Consider the following 20352-nt stretch of genomic DNA (forward strand, 5'->3'; position numbering starts at 1 on the left):
GCATTTACCTTATCATTTTGCGCATTTTGGCCGACACAATCTTATGATTTTAGGTCCTATTGTGTAATAAGGGAAAATACGTATCATGAGATGACTGGATGGAATCAAATCAACCGAGGATGGCTCCCCAAAGCACTGGTGGAGAGGAACCTATAATGACAATGAATAACCATAATCCTTACGCGCTGGGACTGGATCAAAACCCGGCCAACTACGCCACACTCAGCCCGCTGAGCTTCATTGCTCGCACTGCTGCAGTTTATCCAAACCGAACCGCTGTGGTGCATCATAGAGTGCGCCGCAACTGGGCCGAGACTTACAGCCGCTGTCGCCGTCTCGCTAGCGCACTGAGCCAGCGCGGCATCAGCAAGGGTGATACGGTTGCCGTCATGGCACCCAATCTACCGGAGGTGTTTGAAGCTCACTTCGGAGTGCCCATGTGTGGCGCAGTGCTGAACGCACTGAATGTTCGTCTTGATGCTGAAGCGATCGCGTTCATTTTGCAGCACGGTGAAGCCAAGGTGATCATCGTGGACCGTGAGTTCTCGGACGTCATTGCCAAAGCCATCAAAATCGCACGCATCAATCCGATCCTGATCGATATCGATGATCCTTCCTACGAGGGTGGCGAGTTGATCGGCGAATGCAATTATGAGGCTTTCATTGGCACAGGTGACGCCGAGTATGAATGGCAATTGCCCGCCGATGAGTGGGATGCCATCACGCTGAACTATACCTCTGGTACCACCGGCGACCCCAAGGGCGTGGTCTATCACCACCGTGGCGCCTACCTCAATGCGATCAGCAACGTGGTGTCATGGAACATGGGCGACCAGCCCATCTATCTCTGGACCCTGCCGATGTTTCACTGCAATGGCTGGTGTTTCCCCTGGTCCATTGCCGCGGCTGCCGGTGTCAGTGTCTGCCTGCGTCATGTACGGGCAGATGATATCTACCACTTTCTCAAGACAGAAAAGGTGGACCACTTCTGCGGCGCCCCCATCATATTGAACATGCTGAACAATGCCTCTGATGAGCTCAAATCCGGTATTGAGCATCAGGTGAAAGTGATGACGGCAGGTGCAGCGCCGCCTGCCTCGGTTATCGAAGGTATGGAAAACATGGGTTTCAGTGTGACTCATGTGTACGGTTTGACCGAAACCTATGGCCCCTGTGTGGTATGTGCCTGGCATGATGAGTGGGATGAAAAAACGGTTAACGAACGTGCCCGATTGAAATCCCGTCAGGGCGTGAAGGCACCGATGCTTGAAGGGTTAATGGTCGCCAACCCCGATACCCTTGAGCCTGTGCCGCAGGATGGTGAAACCATCGGCGAAATTTTCATGCGCGGCAACCTGGTGATGAAAGGCTATCTGAAAAATCCGACAACCACTGATAAGGCGTTCGAAGGTGGCTGGTTCCACTCCGGGGACCTGGCTGTCTGGCATGCCGACGGCTATGTCGAGATCAAGGATCGCTCCAAGGACATTATCATTTCGGGCGGGGAAAACATCTCCAGCATTGAGATCGAGGATGTACTCTACCGTCATCCTGCAGTGATGGAGGCGGCTGTCGTGGCGCAGCAAGACGAGAAATGGGGTGAAATTCCCTGTGCCTTCGTCACTCTTAAAGCAAATGCTGGTGAGCTTTCTGAAGCAGAACTCATTCAGTTCTGCCGTGACAATATGGCGCACTTCAAGGCACCCAAACGCGTGGTGTTCTGCGAACTGCCAAAAACCTCAACCGGCAAGATCCAGAAGTTTGTTTTGCGTTCACAAGCAAATCAAAAATAATGAGCAGGATCAAAAAGCTGTAGCAGATTGAAGCCGCCTTTTGGCGGCTTTTCTGATAATGTTGGCCCTTCCCTGAACCCGCCGTGCTCGGTAAGGTCCAATATGGCGATTAGAAAAGGGATTTTGGGAGTGCCAAATGAAGGAAAGAACCCGAGCTAAGGTTGCGGCAACCGTTGCCGCCGCCACTCTCAATACCCAAGTACTCAAGGTGACTGACTTGGATGAGGGGACTGTTTATCGCATTCGCGCCCTAATGCGCCATGGGCGTGTTGATGGGTTTGATTGCCACTCGGAGCACCATTTCAAGGGCATGAGCAGCCATTCGATGAATTTTTATGACTACGAGGCGAAGGCTCATGTGCATTTGAAATTGGTCGGAAGCAAGATACTCGGTTATGACCTCGCAACCGAAACCGCATTTAATGGCCAAGTGCACGGCCGTCTGATCAATCTGTATGACTATGAAACCGAGCAAACCTACCGTTTCACTGTTTAATAAGGGCGCCTGACTCTGATCAAGCGCCCTCATGTTTTCAGCTTTCCCGGCGATCGACCATGAAGGTGCCTTCGCCCGTGGCAACCAGTGTTTCGCCTACATGCACGTCAGTTCTGCACTTGACACGACGACGACGTTCATCAATTTCGGTTACAGTCAGGCTCGCACGCGCCGTGTCACCGATATGGACCGGCGCCTTAAACTTCAACTGTTGATCCACGTAGATCGCCCCTGGCCCTGGCAGTCGTGTGCCTGCTACGGTGGAGATCAGTGCTGCACTGAACATGCCGTGTACGATACGCTGCTTGAACGGTGTGGTTTTAGCGTATTCATCATTGATGTGAATCGGGTTGTTATCACCGGAAATACCGGCAAACAAAATCACATCCGCATCGGTGATGGTCTTGGCATAGGAGGCGCTCATACCCACTTCGAGGTCTTCCAGATAGTAACCGTGCAATTCCTGCATCTCATGATTCTCTTGTTGGCTTTTGGAGTGAGGCTGATTGTAAACCCGGCTTGATAGTATAAAAGGACCATATGAAAGTTTTCCTGCTTATCAAACCCGTGCTACATGCTAGAATAAGTGTATTCCCTTATAAGGACCGGTGCCACTGCCTGTGAGGCACAAACCGGTATGGCTGCTTCAAACGATTAACGAGAAGGTATCCAATGGCTGATTACAACGCACCACTGAAAGATATGAAGCTGACGCTTGACCATGTTGCGCGTATGCCTGAGCTGGCGCAGAAACCGGGCTTTGAAGATGCATCGGCCGATATGGTCGATGCAATTCTGGATGAGGCTGCTCGTGTGGCACGGGATGTTGTGGCTCCGAGTAACTGGGAAGGAGACCAACAGGGTGTGCAGCTGAAGGATGGAAGTGTCGTCTGCCCGGAATCGTTCAAGGAGGCCTATCAGCAATATGCCGAGGGGGGCTGGGGATCACTCCAGTTTGACCCGGAATACGGCGGTCAGGGCTTGCCGTTTCTTCTGTCTATTCCGGTGATGGAAATGTGGCACTCTGCCAACATGGCGTGGGGCCTGTGTCCGATGCTGAGTCAGGGGGCGGTTGAGTGTCTGGACCTGAACGGCAGTGATGAACTCAAGGAAAAGTACCTGCCCAAACTGGTTAGCGGTGAATGGACAGGTACCATGAACCTGACCGAGTCCAATGCGGGCTCTGACCTGTCGGTTGTTCGTGCCAAGGCGGAACCCGAGGGTGATCACTATCGCGTCAGCGGGGAGAAAATTTTCATCACTTGGGGCGACCACCAGATGGCTGAAAACATCATCCACCTGGTGCTGGCGCGATTGCCTGATGCTCCCGCTGGCGTGCGCGGTATTTCGCTGTTTTTGGTGCCCAAGTATCTGGTCAATGAAGATGGCTCCCTCGGGGAACTGAATACGGCTGGCCCTCTGTCTCTCGAGCACAAGTTGGGCATTCATGCCTCGCCGACTTGTGTCATGGGTTTTGATAATGCCGTTGGCTATCTGGTTGGTGAGCCGAACCGAGGTCTGGCCTGCATGTTTACCATGATGAACAACGCGCGTTTGAGCGTGGGGTTGCAGGGTGTTTCCATCTCGGAGCGCGCCTACCAACAGGCATTGCAGTATGCATTTGAGCGCATACAGGGACCGGCTGTCGGGACGAAAGAACCTGGCCCGATCATTCGGCATGCTGATGTGCGACGCATGCTCCTGACCATGAAGACCCTGACCGAAGCTGGTCGAGCCATTGCCTACGATGCCTGCGGCAGTCTTGATTTCGCGCTCAAGGCGGATACCGAAGAGCAGAAGGAGCTTGAAAAGGCTCGTGCCGCTCTGCTCACGCCCATCGTCAAAGGCTGGTGTACCGAAGTGGCTCAGGAGGTGACCTCGCTGGGTGTACAGGTACATGGTGGGATGGGATATGTGGAAGAGACCGGCGCCGCACAGCACTTCCGCGATGCCCGTATCCTGCCGATCTATGAGGGAACCAACGGTATCCAGGCACTGGACTTGGTGGGTCGAAAAACCTTGATGGACAAGGGCGAGGCACTGTCAGCACTGGTACAGGAGATGCGCAGTAGCGTGGCCGCATGTGACCCGTCTCTGACACCTCAGGCAAAACAGCTTGAAGAAGCGATCGCGGGGCTTGATCGTGCCCGTGAACAACTGCTCAAGGGTTCGGTGGATGACGAGCAGTGGGCCGGTGCCGTGGCGTACAACTTCATGATGCTGGCAGGCTACGTCTGCGGTGGTTGGCAGCTTCTGCGTCAAGGGAACGCTGTGGTTCGCCTGATGGCTGAAGGTGAAGACGACCCCTATCTGCAGGCAAAACTGGAGAGTGTCCGTTTCTACATGGCACAGGTGCTGCCACGCTGGAAAGGGCATGCCGACATGGTGGCTGACGGCAGTCGTTCCATCATGGCACTGTCTGAGGAGTTGTTCGCCAGCGCCTGGGAATAAATTTCATCCTGCAGCAAGAGGCAGATCCGGCTGGATCTGCCTCTTGCTGCAGGGCACAATCTGACACTTGTGGATATAACGATAAGGAACCACGATGTCGCATCAGGCCCAACGTCTGAAGGTTCTGTTTGCCGGAATTTTCAGTCAGATCCTCTGTATCGGGATTGCCCGATTCTCCTATACCCCACTGTTGCCCGTGATGCAGGAGCAGACCTGGATCGGCGATGCCGAAGGTGGCTGGATGGCTGCCATCAACTACGCCGGCTACATGTGCGGTGCCTTGATTGCGGCTTCATTGAGCGACCTTCAGCTCAAGGACAGACTTTACCGCATTGGCCTTGTCATGGCCGTTGTGACTACGGCAGCCATGGCATTGACAGAAAACATGCTGCTCTGGTCCTTGCTGCGTTTTCTTTCCGGTCTCAGCAGTGCCGGCTCCATGCTGATCGCATCCGGCCTGATTCTGAACTGGCTGATTCGCAATAACCATCGCAGCGAGCTGGGTATTCACTTTGCCGGTATTGGCCTGGGTATCATGTTCGCTGCCATAGTAGTGGAGATCATGCTCAGGCTGTCTCTGGGATGGAATGAACAGTGGCTCTGGTTTGCAGTGCTTGGGGTAGTGCTGGCTGCTCCGGCCTGGCACTGGATGCCAAGACCTGAACCCCTTGGCCTGGGCGGCAGTGGCCCATCAATGCTGGATCAGCCGCCGGGTAAACGCTTCATGTGGCTGATGATGATGGCCTACTTCTGTGCCGGTTACGGTTATGTGATCAGTGCGACCTTTATCGTCACCATTGTTGAGCGAGAGCCCGCACTGGCCGGCATGGGGCAGCTGGTATTTCTGGTGGTGGGACTGGCTGCGGCCCCTGCCGTAATGGTGTGGGACCTGATTGCGCGCCGAATGGGCTATCTGGGGGCGCTGTTGCTGGCCTACCTGATTCAGGTTGTGGGCATTGTCATACCGGCTCTGAGTGAGAGTCTGGCTGCTATTTTGCTGAGCGCAGTGCTTTATGGAGGAACCTTCATCGGTTGTGTCAGCCTGGTATTGACCATGGCGGGCCGGTTATACCCATCGAAGCCAGCCAAGTTAATGGGCAAGATGACCCTGTCCTACGGCGCAGCCCAGATTATCGCTCCGGCGCTGACCGGTATGCTGGCCGCGCAGAGCGGGGATTACAACACCGGCCTTTGGTTGGCCGGTGGGTTCGTAACACTGGGTGCCGTGCTGATACTGCTGTTGCGTTTCACCGATCGTACTGCCGCTGAGTTGGATCAGAGTAACAGATTGGTCCGTGGCTGATTCAGGCGCTTGTACTGTCGCAGGCGGACTGTCGCGGCAGCAGCCAACGGCCGAGCACAAAGCCGCTGACGGCGCCGGCAAACATGATGGACACCATGGGTAGGGGAGTGCCGTCCCCCAGCAACCCGGTCAGAATCCCGCCAACCGCGCCGGTCGCGAAACCGCAGGCGCCGATCAGAGCCGTAGCGGTTGCAGCCGTGTGGGGGAAAAACTCACTGGTACCCGCCATCGCATTCGACATCACAAATCCCTGCATGCCGATAAAGAGCATCACCAGGACCAACACCATCCAGACGGGGGCGGGTGTCAACAGATACCCCAGCAACAGAGCGGTCGCTGCCAACAGTTGAACCTTTTGTGCACCTTGCAGCAACTGCTGAGGGCTAAAGCGGTGCAGCAAGCGAATATTGATGCGATTACACAGCAGCAGAGTGACAATATTCGCTCCAAACAGAATTGGATACACGCTGGGTGATATGCCGTAGTAGCCGATATACATCCCGGGTGAGGCCGTGATGAAGGCAAACATGCCAGCGTAACTGGCCGCAACCGAACACAGGTAGCCCAGTGCATTTCGGTTTTGCAGCACACTCAGATAGTTGCGCAACGGGTTTGACAATGGGCCTTCGCGGGGTGCCAATGTTTCAGGCAGGCGCATGAACAGTGCCACGGAGAGAATCAGTCCATAACCAAACAAAAACATGAAAATACTGCGCCAGTCGCTGATCTTGAGAATCAGCGCCCCTATCACGGGCGCCAGCAATGGTGCCGCCATGATGATGCTGGCCATGCGGCTCATCGCCTGAGCGCTTTCGCGGCCGGAATGGCGATCCCGAATGATTGCCATTGAGTTGACCACGCTGATGCCGCCTCCAAAGCCCTGAAGAATCCTGGCCAGCCAGAGTGCATGCGCGGAATCTGCCAGCATGGCCCAGAAGGCGCCCAGCATAAAAATACTCAGGCCGGTAAAGACCGCTGTGCGCCTGCCGAAACGGTCAGAGTAGGGGCCGCCGAAGAGTTGACCAACGGCAAATCCTGCCAGGAAAAGACCGACGGTTAGTTCGATATCATGAACAATGACGCCAAGATCACTTGCAATCGCAGGAATGGCGGGCAGATAGGCATCCGTTGACAGCGGGGCGAGCGCAGTCAGTCCAGCAAGCATCAATATCAAACCCGGAATATGGGTGGTCTTGGGTGTCATTGAAGGTCCTCATAACTGCAATAGCGGCGTGTTTGCACATGGGTCTTAGTGAGATGTGAAACCGTGCAAGGAAAGCAATCCGTGTGTACTCGGAAAGTGTAGTGTAATATACATTACATAATATTGACCTGTCCATTGCGCTCGGTCGTGCTGACAGGGCAGCAGGCCTGATATAATGGCCCCACATTCAGACGCAGAATTTGCCATGAACAAAATGCAGCAGGATGAAAAAACAACGGCGTGCGGGCTGACCCCAAAAGGGCTGGAGCGACAGAAGCGCATTCTCGACGCCGCTCGGGAAGTGTTTCTGGAGCAGGGCTACGACAATGCCAGCATCAACGACATCATGTGTCGGGCCGGTGGTTCGTTGAGTACGCTCTACAGGCTGTTTGGCAGCAAACTGGGGTTGTTTGAAGCGATGATGGAACAGACTTCAAACCAGGTGTTTGCTGCCTTTCAGGCATTTGAATGCTCAATCAAACGGCAGGAAACTCCCGAACAGGCACTCAAGCGTTATGCGCGACTGCTGCTGGAGCGTGTTCTCTCACCTGAGGCTGTCGGCCTATACCGTCTGATCACCACCGACTGCAGTAGCGAGCGAGAGCAGATACAGCAGCTTTTCTATGCCCAGGGCCCCAAGCGTATCAACGAGAAGCTCGCCGGCTACCTGCGTGTTCAGGTTGAGCAGGGTGTGCTGCAGATTAATAATCCGGAACTGGCGGCCTTTCAGTTTGTAGACATGGTGAAGGGCCAGTTCCAGTTGAGAGCGATGCTGGGCATGACGATAACCGATGGCGAACTCGATGCAGCTGTAGAGCAGGCAGTGGATATATTTCTGCGCGGCACCACTCCGCGCTGATCCTTTCGCACAGGCCCGCCCTGATGCTGTTGCCAAAACCTCGAATAGGGTATCTTAGGCGCAATTTGTACCCGAACACAGATGGACACTGAATCCGCATATGATTATCAAACCGAAAATCCGTGGCTTTATCTGCACTACTACCCATCCTGTCGGCTGTGAGGCCAATGTACGTGAACAGATCGCATACACTCAGGCACAGGGCAAGATTGAGAGCGGCCCCAAGCGTGCGCTGATCATCGGCTCTTCCAGTGGCTACGGCCTGTCATCTCGCATCGCAGCGGCCTTTGGCAGTGATGCCGCGACCATCGGGGTGTTTTTTGAAAAGCCGGGCAGCGAACGCAAGACTGGCACGGCCGGCTGGTATAACGCAGCCGCTTTCGACAAGCTGGCCAAGGAAGCCGGACTCTATGCCAAGAGCCTCAACGGTGATGCCTTCTCACACGAAGCCAAACAGAAAGTGATCGACCTGATTAAACAGGATCTGGGTCAGATTGATCTGGTGGTGTACTCGCTGGCGTCACCGGTGCGTAAATTGCCGGATACCGGTGAGGTGATTCGCTCTGCGCTGAAGCCAATCGGTGAGCCTTACCGCTCGACCGCCATCGACACCAACAAGGACGTGATTACCGAGGCCGAGATTGAGCCGGCTACCCAGGAAGAAGTCGATAACACCGTCAAGGTGATGGGCGGCGAAGACTGGGAGCTCTGGATTAAAGCTCTGGAAGAGGCCGGTGTGTTGGCCGAAGGCTGCAAGACCGTTGCCTACAGTTACATCGGCACCGATATTACCTGGCCGATTTACTGGCACGGCGCCCTTGGCAAAGCCAAGCAGGATCTGGACCGCGCCGCTACCGAACTGAACAGCCAGCTTTCTTCGGCGCATCAGGGGCAGGCCAACGTGGCTGTGTTGAAGTCGGTGGTTACTCAGGCCAGTTCTGCAATCCCGGTCATGCCGCTTTATCTGTCCATGGTGTTCAAAGTGATGCGTGAGCAGGGTGTGCATGAAGGCTGCATGGAGCAGGTGCATCGCCTGTTCAATACCGGCCTGTACGGTGACACTGCCCAGATTGATGAAGGCAACCGTTTCCGCATGGATGATTGGGAGCTGCGTGAAGACGTGCAGCAGGCGTGCCGTGATCTTTGGCCGCAGGTCACCTCCGAGAACCTGTTTGATGTGACCGACTATCAGCTGTACAAGGATGAATTCCTGAAGCTGTTTGGTTTTGGTATTGATGGCATAGACTACGATTCAGACGTGAATCCCGATGTTCAGTTTGATGTAGACGATATCTAACCTGTAAAGGTATCTGCGAGAGGACATTGCCCCCCGTTACGTGTGATCGTAACGGGGGTATTTCACCATAAGATCCCCCCGATCTTGGGCGAATGAAAGTCCGGGATGTGAAACGGGACGAAGTTGGTATAGTGCCTTGATAAAGGCCTTTTTAAGTATAGTCCTTGTCGTCAAGGAGCATATCTTCGTAAAAGGCACCGAAACGCTGCTGCGGATCTCGTAGATGTATTTCCAAAATCCAACGCATCGCCGATGGAGTGATTTCTAGATCAGCTAATGATCCTGAATATTTTGTAGCATGCGGAAAATCCGAAATCCTATGCCCGGGCAGATCAAAATTGAGCTCCCACCCCATTTTTTTCGCAGTTAATTCTGCATACTCATAAAGTGCTTGTCCGGTTAAGTGCTGAGTACTCCAGATTTTACGGACATCGTGAAAAAGGCTCTCCGCATCCTTTGTGCAACGAAGATAATCGGCGTTTTCACCAACTACGAAACTTGCCCCCCCGTCGCCTTCCCAAGTATTTACACGAGGCGCAATATCAATGAAAAATATATCATTGTTCTGAAGGATAACTCCGGGTTCTGATTTGATTTTCATCGGTTTGATCGTGTTTCGGCCAAAACGGACGCGTGTCGGATGCCAGCTTAGCGCCATGCCCGCATCGACTTGCACTTGTTTTGCCATCGCAACAGCGTCTTCCTCCAACATTCCAGGCGTAATCCGGTTTGCGATGTTTGTAATGGCTTGCCGAGTTTTCTGACGTGCCAATAGCATGCCATCTACTGAGAAAGTGGGTCCTACACATTCTGCAGCGTGTGTGGTGAATGAGCTCATAGAAGTCTCCTTGTTGGTTCAGTAGGTGAGCATTCATTATTCGCGTTTGGCCTAGATACGCCCAGCGATGAATGAGCGTGATTCAGGACAATGTGCGCGTGATCTGTGCCAAGATCTTCGGATTTCGTCGGATAAGGTAGGATTCGCTCTATCCTAGAGAAAGAAGAACCCATATCGTTGAGACGGAACTGTTAACCATGATTCATCACGTAGGCATCGTCGTTCCACCGAGCGCACAAGCGCTGGACATATTTGGGCCGCTTGATGTTTTTGCTGAGGCAAACAGATTTCTTCCGCCGAGCTCGCATTACCAATCGACGGTTATTGGTATTGAGCCGTCATCCATTCGCTGCTCCAATGGCGCGCTGTTGCAACCTCATAGGCATTACTCCGAAGCAAACGAGGTGTTTGATCTTCTGTTGGTAGCGGGTGGGCCCTTGGTTCCGAATCAGGAATTGTCGGCGGACTTTAATAACTGGTTACGCCAAGCGGCGAGTCGGGCTACACGATTTGGGTCCATTTGCAACGGAACATTTATTCTTGCTAGAGCAGGTTTGCTGGCTGGAAAAACGGTGACCACTCATTGGAATGATGCTCAGGCGCTTGCAGAGCTGTGCCCGGATGTGAATGTTCAGCCGGATCGCCTCTATGTGTGTGATAAGAAACTGTACACCAGTGCTGGAGTCACTGCGGGCATTGACCTTGCGCTCTTCCTGGTAGCCATTGACCAGGGGCAGGATATCTCCCTCAATACAGCAAAAAGACTGATTGTTTTTACCCAAAGAGCTGGAGGGCAGTCACAGTTCAGTCCTTATCTAATGCCATTTCTCGATACAAACTCACCTATGGGAGCAGTTCAGCAACATGTTTTAGCCAATCTTAACGGAGATCTTAGAGTCCAGACTCTCGCACGGGTGGCTAGTATGAGCCCACGGAACTTTACTCGCGTATTTTCACGGGAAACTAGGGTAACGCCTGCGGAGTTCGTCGAGCTCGCCAGAGTGGATGCTGCACGTAGCCTCTTGGAACAAAAAAGCAAACCCCTTAAGACCATTGCCGTTGACTGCGGATTTCGCGATGGACAGCACATGCGCGACGTATTCTGGCGTTGTTTAGGTGTATCGCCTCAACAATACAGACAGAGCTTCGGAATGCTGGATGCAACTCATGCGGATATCGAGCAGTCGCCGCTATCGCGCACTATCAAAGAGCTGGAAAAAGAGAATGTTGCATCTGAGGGCCGGACAGGGAATGTCTGAGCGATGAGGAAGTGTGCCATGCCCACGTGCGGGCATTTCAGCATGGTAGATTTGGCATTGGATCAGCGTACTTCCCTGAAAGACGGTTATTGAGCAGCATCAGGGATAGCAGCTTGTCGTAACGATACACGGTAATGTAGTGTCCGGCAGCACAGGCTGTTTATTTCGTAGTCGATGCGGTAGAGCGGGTCGTACACAGCGTAAATTTGGCTTCTAATACAAACAATTCTCATTTATATTGACCGTCGGTCGGTCGATAGTTATGATGTTTGAGAATACCTCCCGCAATGCTATGTATTAGAAGGACTTCATGTATGACGCATCATTCAAATGCTGAAATACTTTCGAGCCAATTCCAGCCGAGATTATCTCTCTCTTGTGTAGTAGCCTTCGCAGGGCTGGCCGTTGCCAACGCCGTGCCAGTTTATGCCGAAGACACATCGCACGTAGAACTTATGGAGGTCATAACAGTGACCTCTGAGCGACCTAGGGACTACGTTGCGGAAGAAGCTGGTATTGGTACAAAAACTCAAACGTCCATTCTTGAAACTCCTCAGTCGGTTTCCGTTGTTACGCGGCAGCAGATCGAAGTGCAACGGCCGTCCAGTTCTAGCCAGGCATTGCGGTACACAGCCGGGGCAAACAGTGAGCGCTTTGGTGGGTTTGGTGGCCAGCTGGATATCACACGCATTCGCGGCATAGACGCTGACTACTATCTTGATGGACTACGGGTTATCAGCAACGCATCCACATGGTCTACCCAAGTAGATCCGTACACACTTGAACGAATCGAAGTTTTGCGCGGCCCATCTTCATTCTTATATGGACAGGGCACAGGTGGCGGTGTCGTGAATCAGATCAGCCGCCGGCCCCAGCGGGATTCATCCCATGAAATATTCATTCAAGGAGGGAGCTTCGATCGCCGGGAGATTGGTTTCGACAGCACAGGTGCCCTCAATGATGAAGGCACACTGCTGTACAGATTTACGGGCACCGGGCTTGACTCGCAAGGCCAAGTGGAAGACGTACGCCACAAACGAGTATATCTGGCACCCGCCTTGACTTGGCGTCCTGACGTAAACACGTCATGGACTCTGTTAGCAACGCATTCCCGGGAACCTGACATACCTGACTACAACAGTTTGCCGGCGGTGGCGCTGGGTTTGAATGGAAGTCGTTTTCCCCAGGTTGATCGCCGGCGGAATTATTCCGATATGGATTTTCAAGGCTCATCCCGAAAACAAGATTCGATAAGCTCGTTGTTCGAACACACTTTTGACAATGGATGGACGCTGAGCAGCAACCTTCGCTACATGTACATCAACTCGGATATTCAGCGCACGTCAATATATGGTTTTCAGAACAGGGACGGGAATTTATGGCTGGAAGGGACTTATGGTTTGGCTCCATCCCGTTCCCATACTTTCCAGGCCGACAATAACCTGTCTGGAAAGTTTGATTTAGGGCCGACGTCTCACTATGTACTTGCGGGCGTCGACTATGCGCGGGGAAGTATTAACAACGACTCTTATCGGATGGATCCCGTTGCGTTCAATCCTTTCGACTCCACGAATTATCGTCCTCGTGCCGATCCCGATTTCACTGACAGTATGACCAATTGGCCCTACAACGTACGCCAGGATTTCAACCGTTTGGGTATCTATCTTCAAGATCAGATTTCTTACGATCAATGGCGATTGACACTTAGCGTTCGTCACGACTGGTCCAAACTTGATGACGAGTCGCGAAGCTATTCAACCGAGTGGACCAAGACACAGCAGAGTGAAAAGAAATGGAGCGGACGGGCAGGCTTGAATTATATTTTTGATAATGGCATAGCGCCCTACATCAGCTATGCAACGTCCTTCGATCCCGTGCTGGGTAATGATTTCCATGGCAGCGCGTTCGTACCAACGGAAGCCAGTCAGAGCGAACTGGGCATTAAATATCAGCCATCTGGATCCGCTACCTTACTAAGCGCCTCTGTATTCCAGCTTGACCAGACTAACGTGAAAACGTCCGACACCCGGCATCTGGGATTCTGGACCCAATCGGGCAAAGTACGTTCTCGTGGTTTTGAGGTGCAAGCAGCCACCGAGATCAACTATGGCCTGAATCTACTGGCTAACTATGTTTATCTGGATAACACCCTGGTCAGGGATGCCACCTATGAGGGCAAGAGTCTGACACAAACGCCACGCCACAGCGCGTCGGCATGGCTGGATTATCGACTGCCCTCTGGCCCCCTGAACGGTATGCAGTTAGGGATGGGCGTGCGCTACCTCGGATCTACATGGGGTAATCCGGCCAATACCTTCAAGGTGCCAGCGGAAATCCTGGTGGACTTGGCCGCAAGCTACGATCTGGGCTTGTTGTCTCCCTCATTGAATGGCGCTGTGATGTCGGTGAATGCCAGTAATCTTGGCAACAATAAATACGTAGCGAGTTGCACCTCCGATATGTACTGCTTCATTGGGCAGGATCGTTCGGTAACGGCAACCTTGTCCTATTGGTGGTGATATATGCGCGTTATAAAGAAGAGTCGCCGCGCGTTTCTGCGTGGCTCGGCGTTAGCGGGCGGGGCTTTGCTTGTGGGACATCCTGCTTTCGCTTCAACCAACCGTGTTACTTCTCTCATCGACATTGTCGGACGTCATGTAGTGTTGCCGCTACCTGCACGGAGGATCATCCTGGGCGACGGACCGTTGGCTTACGTCATAGCGCTGCTGCAACCGGGTAAACCCTTCGCTAATGTCGTTGGCTGGGGTGATAACTTTCGTTCGGCCGACCTTGGCGGGTACGAAGCCTATCGTCGGCGCTTTCCCGAAATTGGGCAGATACCGACATTTCGCGGATCGGCTGTCGGAGCCATTGACGCCGAGCTGGCGATTGCACTGGCACCTGACGTCGTTATCCTCAATCTCAGCTCCCGTGCGGCCGCTGAATCATCCGGGCTGATGAATCACTTGACCCAGGCGGGCATTGCGGTGGTGTTCGTTGATTTTCGCACCAGCATGTTCGGCAATACCGAGCGCAGTATTCAGATCGTCGGCGAATTGCTGGGCCAGCAAGAGCGCGCCGATGCGTTTTTGCAATTTCGGCAAACACAGATCGAGCGAGTGACATTGCCGCTGAAGCACGTTCAATCCAGGCCCAGTGTCATGATCGAGCGGGCAGCGGGGCTGTATGACGATTGCTGCCTGAGCTATGGCGATGGAAATTTCGGCGAACTGGTCGCGGTGGCTGGTGGTATGAACCTTGGGACACGTTTCCTGCACGGCACTTTCGGCACGTTACATCCCGAACAGGTCATCGAGTCAGATCCCGATGTGGTTCTGGTAACGGGGGCCAATTGGTCGCTTTATTCACCAGCGGGCAACTGGGTTAACCTTGGCCCCGGTGCCGATCTGGCGGAAGGACAATCCCGCCTGCGCAGATTGATCAGCAGGTCTGCTTTCCGGTCATTGCGAGCTGTGAAGCAGAGTAGGGTGTATGCAATCTGGCACCCGTTCTATGACAACCCTTACTACTTTATCGCACTACAGCGTGTCGCCAAGTGGCTGCACCCGGAGCTCTTTGCGTCGTTAGACCCTGACGCCACCTTCCGCGAACTGCATGCTCGCTTTCTTCCTGTTCCTTATCAACCGGGCTACTGGTTGAGCTTGGACGGAGCCTCTACATGATCAAGTCAGCTACTGATAACGCCGTTGCGCTCGAACAGGGTCGACATCTCTACTCTAGTCTTGCCACGCGACGATTGCTATTGCTCATCGCCATCGGGGGGCTGGCTATCGTCTGCTTCATCGCCGATCTTTCCATCGGGCCGGCACATTATAGTTCGTATGATGTGCTGTCGGCACTATGGGATTCTGATACCGCCCTTCCTATCCAGGTCATTCTGTGGGAAATCCGATTGCCGGTGGCGCTGACCGCACTTGTGGTAGGGGCTAGCTTGGCCGTTGCAGGTGTGGAAATGCAAACTGTACTGGGAAATCCCCTTGCCAGCCCCTTCACATTGGGGCTGTCTGCCGCTGCAAGTTTTGGAGCCGCGCTTGGCTTGATCCTGGGCGTCAGTGTTTTGCCTGCATCGGCTGTGGCTTTTGCCATTCCAGCCAATGCTTTTCTGGTTTCGATGGTCGCGGCGTTGTTCATCCACCGGTTGAGCCAAAAGCGCGGTATAACCACTGAGATGATCGTGCTGCTTGGCACAACACTGGTTTTCACATTCACCGCTTTGCTGGAGGCATTGCAATACATCGCACCGGACCAGGCGCTTTCTGCCGTGGTGTTCTGGACGATGGGCAGTCTTTCTCGTGCAAGCTGGCTCAAATTGGCGATCATGAGCACCGTGTTGCTGGTCGTCACACTGATGTTTGCGCGCCAAGCCTGGGCGCTGACGGCGTTGCGGCTCGGAGAGGCACGCGCCACGAGTCTAGGTGTTCCCGTGGGTCGATTGCGACTTCGAGGAATTTTGCTGGGCAGCCTGCTGGCCTCGGTTTGCGTAGCATTCGTTGGAACGATTGGATTCGTCGGTCTCGTAGCGCCTCATATCGCCCGCATGCTGGTGGGTGAAGACCAGCGCTTCCTGCTGCCCACATCCGCGCTGTGTGGGGCGCTCATGCTGTCAGCCGCTTCGGTATTGAGCAAGACGTTGGTGGCTGGGCAGACATTGCCCATTGGTATCGTCACCTCATTGGTCGGTGTGCCACTGTTTTTCACTCTGATTTTACGGACGAGGCAGCCATGACCGCGTCGATGAATGTCTCAGCTGTGTCCATCTCTTTCGATGCTCGCGTGGTGCTTCGGGAGCTCAGTTTCGGGCCATTGATGGCCGGTCGTGTTACGGCCCTTCTCGGTTCCAATGCCGCCGGAAAATCGACCTTGCTGCGCCGGATGGCGGGTGAAATTACGGGACCGGGCCGGGTCGAAATTGCCGGAGAGCCGGTAGAGATCTGGCCTGCCTATCATCGCAATCGGCCGGCTCATGTTCCCCAGGATATTTCGATGCGATCCTCCTTGCGCGTATTCGAAGCGGTGTTGCTGGCAAGTAAGCAGGGCAGTGGATGGTCCGTGGATAGCGATGAGCTGGACGCGGTGACCAAAATGCTCCAACTGCTAAAGATCGACGCACTCGCAGGGCGGGCGCTGGCGAGACTCAGCGGTGGGCAGCGTCAGTTGGTTTCCATCGCACAGGCTTTGATTCGCGAACCATCCGTTCTCTTGTTGGACGAGCCAACGAGCGCCCTGGACCTAAAGAACCAATTTGATGTTCTCGACCTGATCAGACAACTGGCGCGGGAGCAATCCATGTGTGTGATCATGGCGATTCACGACATCAACCATGCCCTGCGTTTTGCCGATGATATTGTCGTCTTGCACAACGGTGCTGTGCAGGCGTGGGGCCCGGCGTCAGAGGTGGTGACGCCTGCGTTGTTGGCTCAAGTCTACGGTGTCGAAGCTCGGGTTGAACGCTGTTCACGGGGCTATACGCAAGTCATTGTCGATAACTCATTGTGCGCCGGGAGCGATGCCACATGGTGACAATCATTATGCGCAACGCCTTGCGCGATCAGGTAGAGCGGGCGTCCGAAGGACGTCAGACGGTCCTTTATACGACGAAAGGGCAACCAAGCTATATGAATGTGGTTCCGCTGATGACGAACGACAGTCTCGGGGTAGGTGGCTGCGACCCTCATTGTGCGTTTATTGTCAGTGGCAGGGTGTGCAAGGAGTTCTTTTACGGAAGCTATCCAGGCGTGATCAGAGCTGGTGAATTGCTCAGCCTGCCTGGCGTAGCGCCAGGCGCCGCCATGAACTTTGAGTGCGCCAGCCATGCCGCCCGCTCCTGTGGGCCAGGCTGGCATCTGAGCACCAATGCCGAACGCGCCGCACTGATGTTGTGGTGTCAGCAGCAGGGGGTTCTCGTCCAGGGGAATACCGATGCCGGCCGCTCCATCACAATGGCAAGCGAACATGGCTGCCGTGTGGATGGTGGTCAATTGGGAGATACGCAAGGTAATCCGGCGACGCTGACGGGCAGCGGGCCGCTGAGCTGGCGACATGACCACACGCGTTGGGGAATTGCGGATCTGTGCGGAAACCTCTGGGAGTGGCAAGCGGGTTTGCGGTTGGTCGATGGGGAAATACAGATCATTCCAGACAATGATGCAGTGCATGCTGATTTGTCTCGGACCTCCGATGCTTGGACGGCGTTGCGCCTGAGCAATGGCGAAGCAGTGTCTTCCTGCAGTCACGACAGTGCTAAATTCGATGCCTCGGTTCATTGCACAGAGGGAAACGCCGGCACGCCTATCTTGCGCACACGAGTGTTCCATCGTAGCGGACCGATAGCGGACGATACCAACCATCCGGGGCTGATGGATGCTCCGTTCAAATGTGTTGGTGCTGAAGCGGATATCAGGGTCCCTTCGCGCCTGCATGCCTTGGGTTTGATGCCCGTGGCTACGCAAACAGGTAGCGCGCAAGTGTATCTGCGCAACTACGGCGAACGAATATTCATGAGTGGTGGCGCATGGTATTCCGGATACGACGGGGGATTGGATGCACTCTGCCTTAGTCATCCACGAACGCATGCCAGCAGTACAGTGGGTGCACGCCCGGCCTTTATCAGCCTGCGGTAGTTGAAACTCTTTTTTACCGGCTTCAGGCAATCCAGTTTTATTGAATATTTCCAGGCGGTTTGGAATGCAGCCCATCAATGACCCGGTCGATATACTTCTAGAAGCGACACAGAGGATAGACGCAGCGATGCTGCCCGCGAAGGTGCTGGCTTTTCAACGCATGCGTATTCTCGACAATCTGGCATGCCTTGCTGCTGGCTACGATGCGGCAGGTACAGATGCGGCCCTGGCGTTGGCACGTCAATGGAGTGGTTGTGACCAGGCCTGCGTAATTGGCTCCAACCTGCGTTTGGCTGCGCCCCAGGCGGCGTTTGTTAATGCGGTGCGTTCGCGAGCATTGGACTATTGTGATGTCGTTTCACCAGGTTGGCATCCGAGTTCATCGGATGTTCCCGTTGCGCTGGCGTGCGCTCAATTGGGAGGCACTACTGGTCGGGATATATTGGCGGCGCTGGCTGTGGGCCAGGATTTTGCTCAGCGAATAAACCAGGCTGCGCAGTCGAATGGATTCTTCTATAAAGGCTTCGATTCCAACATTCTTGGCCTGTTTTCCGGGGCAGTCATCGCCGCACGTCTCTTACGACTGGCACCAGCGGAGTGTGCGCATGCAGTCGGTCTGGCGTTTGATTTTGGTATCGGTACTTTCCAACACTATCAGGACAAAAGCTTGGCTGTGCGTATCAGCCAGGGGTTGGTGGCACGGCATGCTATTGAAGCGGCTCAATTGGCTGCTTTAGGCATCAGCGGGCCGCGGAGAGTATTGAATGGCGAGAACGGCTTTTTCAATCTTTACGCGCCGGAGGACGCTGATCTATCAAAACTAACGGAAGAGTTGGGAGTGAGTTTCCTCGGCGAGGAGGTGACTTGCTTCAAACGTTACCCTCACTGCAGCATTCTTTTGGCATTGACCGATGCTGTCCTTGCGGCAAGAGGCGAGCTGATGACTATGGATCTCGAGCGTTGTGATGTGCGTTTGGAAATGTCACCCGCCATGTATATGGTGTGCGGCGCGCGCTATGTGCCGACAGACACCGCTCAGATCGACGCGCAGTTCAGCGCTTGTTACATTGCAGCCAATGCTTGGCTTCGCGGGCAGGCCACTCCTCGCGAGTTCAGCGCCGAGTACGCATGTGACCCCGCGGTCGTCAACTTGGCTCAACGCATACAGGTTGAGAGAGTGGACAACTGGGAACGCTTCGACCAGTGCCGGCTGACGGTGAGCAGGCCCGGATACACGCCCAAGATCATTGAGGCTGCCTATGGAAAAGGCTGGCCGGAAAATCCGCTTGAACCCGCTGATTTAGTGGTTAAGTTCAGACAGTGCCTAAGGCAGTCGGCATGTGAGCCATTACGCTGTAACACGAATGAGATTATTCAGCGCATAGATGCGCTCGAAAATGCACCGTCCGTCGCGGCACTACTCAGTGCAATTTGCCCGACTATTTAGGGGATGTAGAGTCATTGTCTGGAAAGACGCCCAGCATATGTAAACAGCTTTCCGTAACTGCCTGTGCGAACGCTGTGCAATCTTTTGCTTGAGTGGCGATCACATCATCAGTTGCCCCATGCACACCGGAGTAAATCAATAGCGCGACCACTCGCGGATTTTCCGGTGCCCATAGACCGGCAGCCATGCCTCCCTCAATGATCCCCAGCAACTGATCGAGAATGGCGTTCTTGGCCTGGTTGGAACGATCATGATGGTGATGGTTGGTGTAGACAATGTCGTGTATGGGGAACGTTTCAACGTAAGTGACGACGCTGGCGTAAATCCAGGCACGAAGTTGTCCGATCCAATCCCCTTCTGCGCAGGCGCCAACCGCCGTTTCCAGGCTTGCAAGGAACTGATCGGTATAGCGTTTGCCAAGCGCTTCCTGAATCTCGTTCTTGGACGAAAAATAGTGATAGAACGTGCCCTTGGCTACCTCTGCAGCCTCGACGATTTCGTTAATCGTCGTCGACTCGACGCCTTTGTCGAGGAACAGTCTTTCCGCAGCATTCATCAACTCGTCTAATCGGACTTCTGCAGGCTTCGTCCGAGGGGCCTTGGCTACCCGAGTATTCAACTTAGTCGTATTCTGTCTCATCTCGCCGTCTCATCTCCTATTGTTTCACTCAACATCCGATACCAGTCAGTGAGAGTACAGGCCAGTTTAGGTGACTTGGGTGTGTGACTCTAGAACAACTTATTGACCGACGGTCGGTCAATTT

Annotated in this window: 17 protein-coding genes; 13 read left to right on the top strand and 4 right to left on the bottom strand. The window is 54.1% G+C overall.

Translation table 11 applies throughout. The features are described from left to right. Window positions 1–155 precede the first annotated feature (155 nt). Together BLV48_RS11775 and BLV48_RS11780 are read left to right on the top strand one after the other, a co-directional pair. Entirely contained in the window at window positions 156–1793 is a 1638-nt protein-coding gene (locus tag BLV48_RS11775; protein ID WP_091826984.1) for an acyl-CoA synthetase, read from the top strand. 136 nt (window positions 1794–1929) lie between these two features. Further along, complete coding sequence (locus BLV48_RS11780; RefSeq protein ID WP_091826985.1) at window positions 1930–2289, top strand: hypothetical protein; 360 nt, start codon at window positions 1930–1932, stop codon at window positions 2287–2289. Window positions 2290–2326: 37 nt separating this feature from the next. Here the strand turns inward: BLV48_RS11780 and BLV48_RS11785 are convergent, their stop codons facing one another. Next, window positions 2327–2758, bottom strand: coding sequence for a MaoC family dehydratase (locus BLV48_RS11785; RefSeq protein ID WP_091826986.1), 432 nt, complete (start codon window positions 2756–2758; stop codon window positions 2327–2329). 203 nt (window positions 2759–2961) lie between these two features. Between BLV48_RS11785 and BLV48_RS11790 the strand changes: the two genes are divergently transcribed. Both BLV48_RS11790 and BLV48_RS11795 read left to right on the top strand, forming a co-directional pair. After that, a complete protein-coding gene (locus BLV48_RS11790) occupies window positions 2962–4740 on the top strand; it encodes an acyl-CoA dehydrogenase C-terminal domain-containing protein (RefSeq protein ID WP_091826987.1) in 1779 nt (592 codons plus the stop codon). A 94-nt stretch (window positions 4741–4834) separates the two neighbouring features. Continuing rightward, window positions 4835–6043 carry a YbfB/YjiJ family MFS transporter gene (locus BLV48_RS11795; protein ID WP_091826988.1) on the top strand — a complete coding sequence of 403 codons (1209 nt, stop codon included), beginning with the start codon at window positions 4835–4837 and terminating at the stop codon, window positions 6041–6043. A 1-nt stretch (window position 6044) separates the two neighbouring features. Here BLV48_RS11795 and BLV48_RS11800 read toward each other — a convergent pair whose 3' ends face one another. Further along, a complete protein-coding gene (locus BLV48_RS11800) occupies window positions 6045–7247 on the bottom strand; it encodes a multidrug effflux MFS transporter (RefSeq protein ID WP_091826989.1) in 1203 nt (400 codons plus the stop codon). A gap of 205 nt (window positions 7248–7452) precedes the next feature. Between BLV48_RS11800 and BLV48_RS11805 the strand changes: the two genes are divergently transcribed. After that, entirely contained in the window at window positions 7453–8106 is a 654-nt protein-coding gene (locus BLV48_RS11805) for a TetR/AcrR family transcriptional regulator (RefSeq protein ID WP_175527657.1), read from the top strand. Window positions 8107–8206: 100 nt separating this feature from the next. Continuing rightward, complete coding sequence (gene fabV, locus BLV48_RS11810) at window positions 8207–9403, top strand: enoyl-ACP reductase FabV (RefSeq protein WP_091826991.1); 1197 nt, start codon at window positions 8207–8209, stop codon at window positions 9401–9403. A gap of 151 nt (window positions 9404–9554) precedes the next feature. On the opposite strand, the gene BLV48_RS11815 is transcribed toward fabV, so the two are convergent. Next, the gene (locus BLV48_RS11815) at window positions 9555–10241 is read right to left on the bottom strand and encodes a M24 family metallopeptidase (protein ID WP_091826992.1); all 687 of its coding nucleotides are present in this window, start codon (window positions 10239–10241) and stop codon (window positions 9555–9557) included. Between the two features lie 197 nt (window positions 10242–10438). Between BLV48_RS11815 and BLV48_RS11820 the strand changes: the two genes are divergently transcribed. From BLV48_RS11820 to BLV48_RS11850, 7 genes are all read left to right on the top strand, one after another. Continuing rightward, complete coding sequence (locus tag BLV48_RS11820) at window positions 10439–11500, top strand: GlxA family transcriptional regulator (protein ID WP_091826993.1); 1062 nt, start codon at window positions 10439–10441, stop codon at window positions 11498–11500. Between the two features lie 314 nt (window positions 11501–11814). Then, window positions 11815–14019: a TonB-dependent siderophore receptor gene (locus BLV48_RS11825; RefSeq protein WP_217633005.1), complete on the top strand. Its 2205-nt coding sequence runs from the start codon at window positions 11815–11817 to the stop codon at window positions 14017–14019. Between the two features lie 3 nt (window positions 14020–14022). After that, window positions 14023–15183: an ABC transporter substrate-binding protein gene (locus tag BLV48_RS11830; protein ID WP_139253913.1), complete on the top strand. Its 1161-nt coding sequence runs from the start codon at window positions 14023–14025 to the stop codon at window positions 15181–15183. Continuing rightward, entirely contained in the window at window positions 15180–16247 is a 1068-nt protein-coding gene (locus BLV48_RS11835) for a FecCD family ABC transporter permease (RefSeq protein WP_091826994.1), read from the top strand. Before BLV48_RS11830 ends, BLV48_RS11835 begins: the two co-directional genes overlap by 4 nt. Beyond that, complete coding sequence (locus tag BLV48_RS11840; RefSeq protein ID WP_091826995.1) at window positions 16244–17041, top strand: ABC transporter ATP-binding protein; 798 nt, start codon at window positions 16244–16246, stop codon at window positions 17039–17041. The genes BLV48_RS11835 and BLV48_RS11840 overlap by 4 nt, the downstream gene beginning before the upstream one ends. After that, window positions 17035–18141: a hypothetical protein gene (locus tag BLV48_RS11845; RefSeq protein ID WP_091826996.1), complete on the top strand. Its 1107-nt coding sequence runs from the start codon at window positions 17035–17037 to the stop codon at window positions 18139–18141. Before BLV48_RS11840 ends, BLV48_RS11845 begins: the two co-directional genes overlap by 7 nt. 64 nt (window positions 18142–18205) lie before the next feature. Then, window positions 18206–19588: an MmgE/PrpD family protein gene (locus tag BLV48_RS11850; protein WP_091826997.1), complete on the top strand. Its 1383-nt coding sequence runs from the start codon at window positions 18206–18208 to the stop codon at window positions 19586–19588. Here BLV48_RS11850 and BLV48_RS11855 read toward each other — a convergent pair. Next, window positions 19581–20144, bottom strand: coding sequence for a TetR/AcrR family transcriptional regulator (locus BLV48_RS11855; protein WP_217633006.1), 564 nt, complete (start codon window positions 20142–20144; stop codon window positions 19581–19583). The two genes, BLV48_RS11850 and BLV48_RS11855, sit on opposite strands and share 8 nt — an antisense overlap. Window positions 20145–20352: the final 208 nt, after the last annotated feature.

It is taken from the genome of Marinobacterium iners DSM 11526, from assembly GCF_900107855.1.
GTDB lineage: Bacteria > Pseudomonadota > Gammaproteobacteria > Pseudomonadales > Balneatricaceae > Marinobacterium > Marinobacterium iners.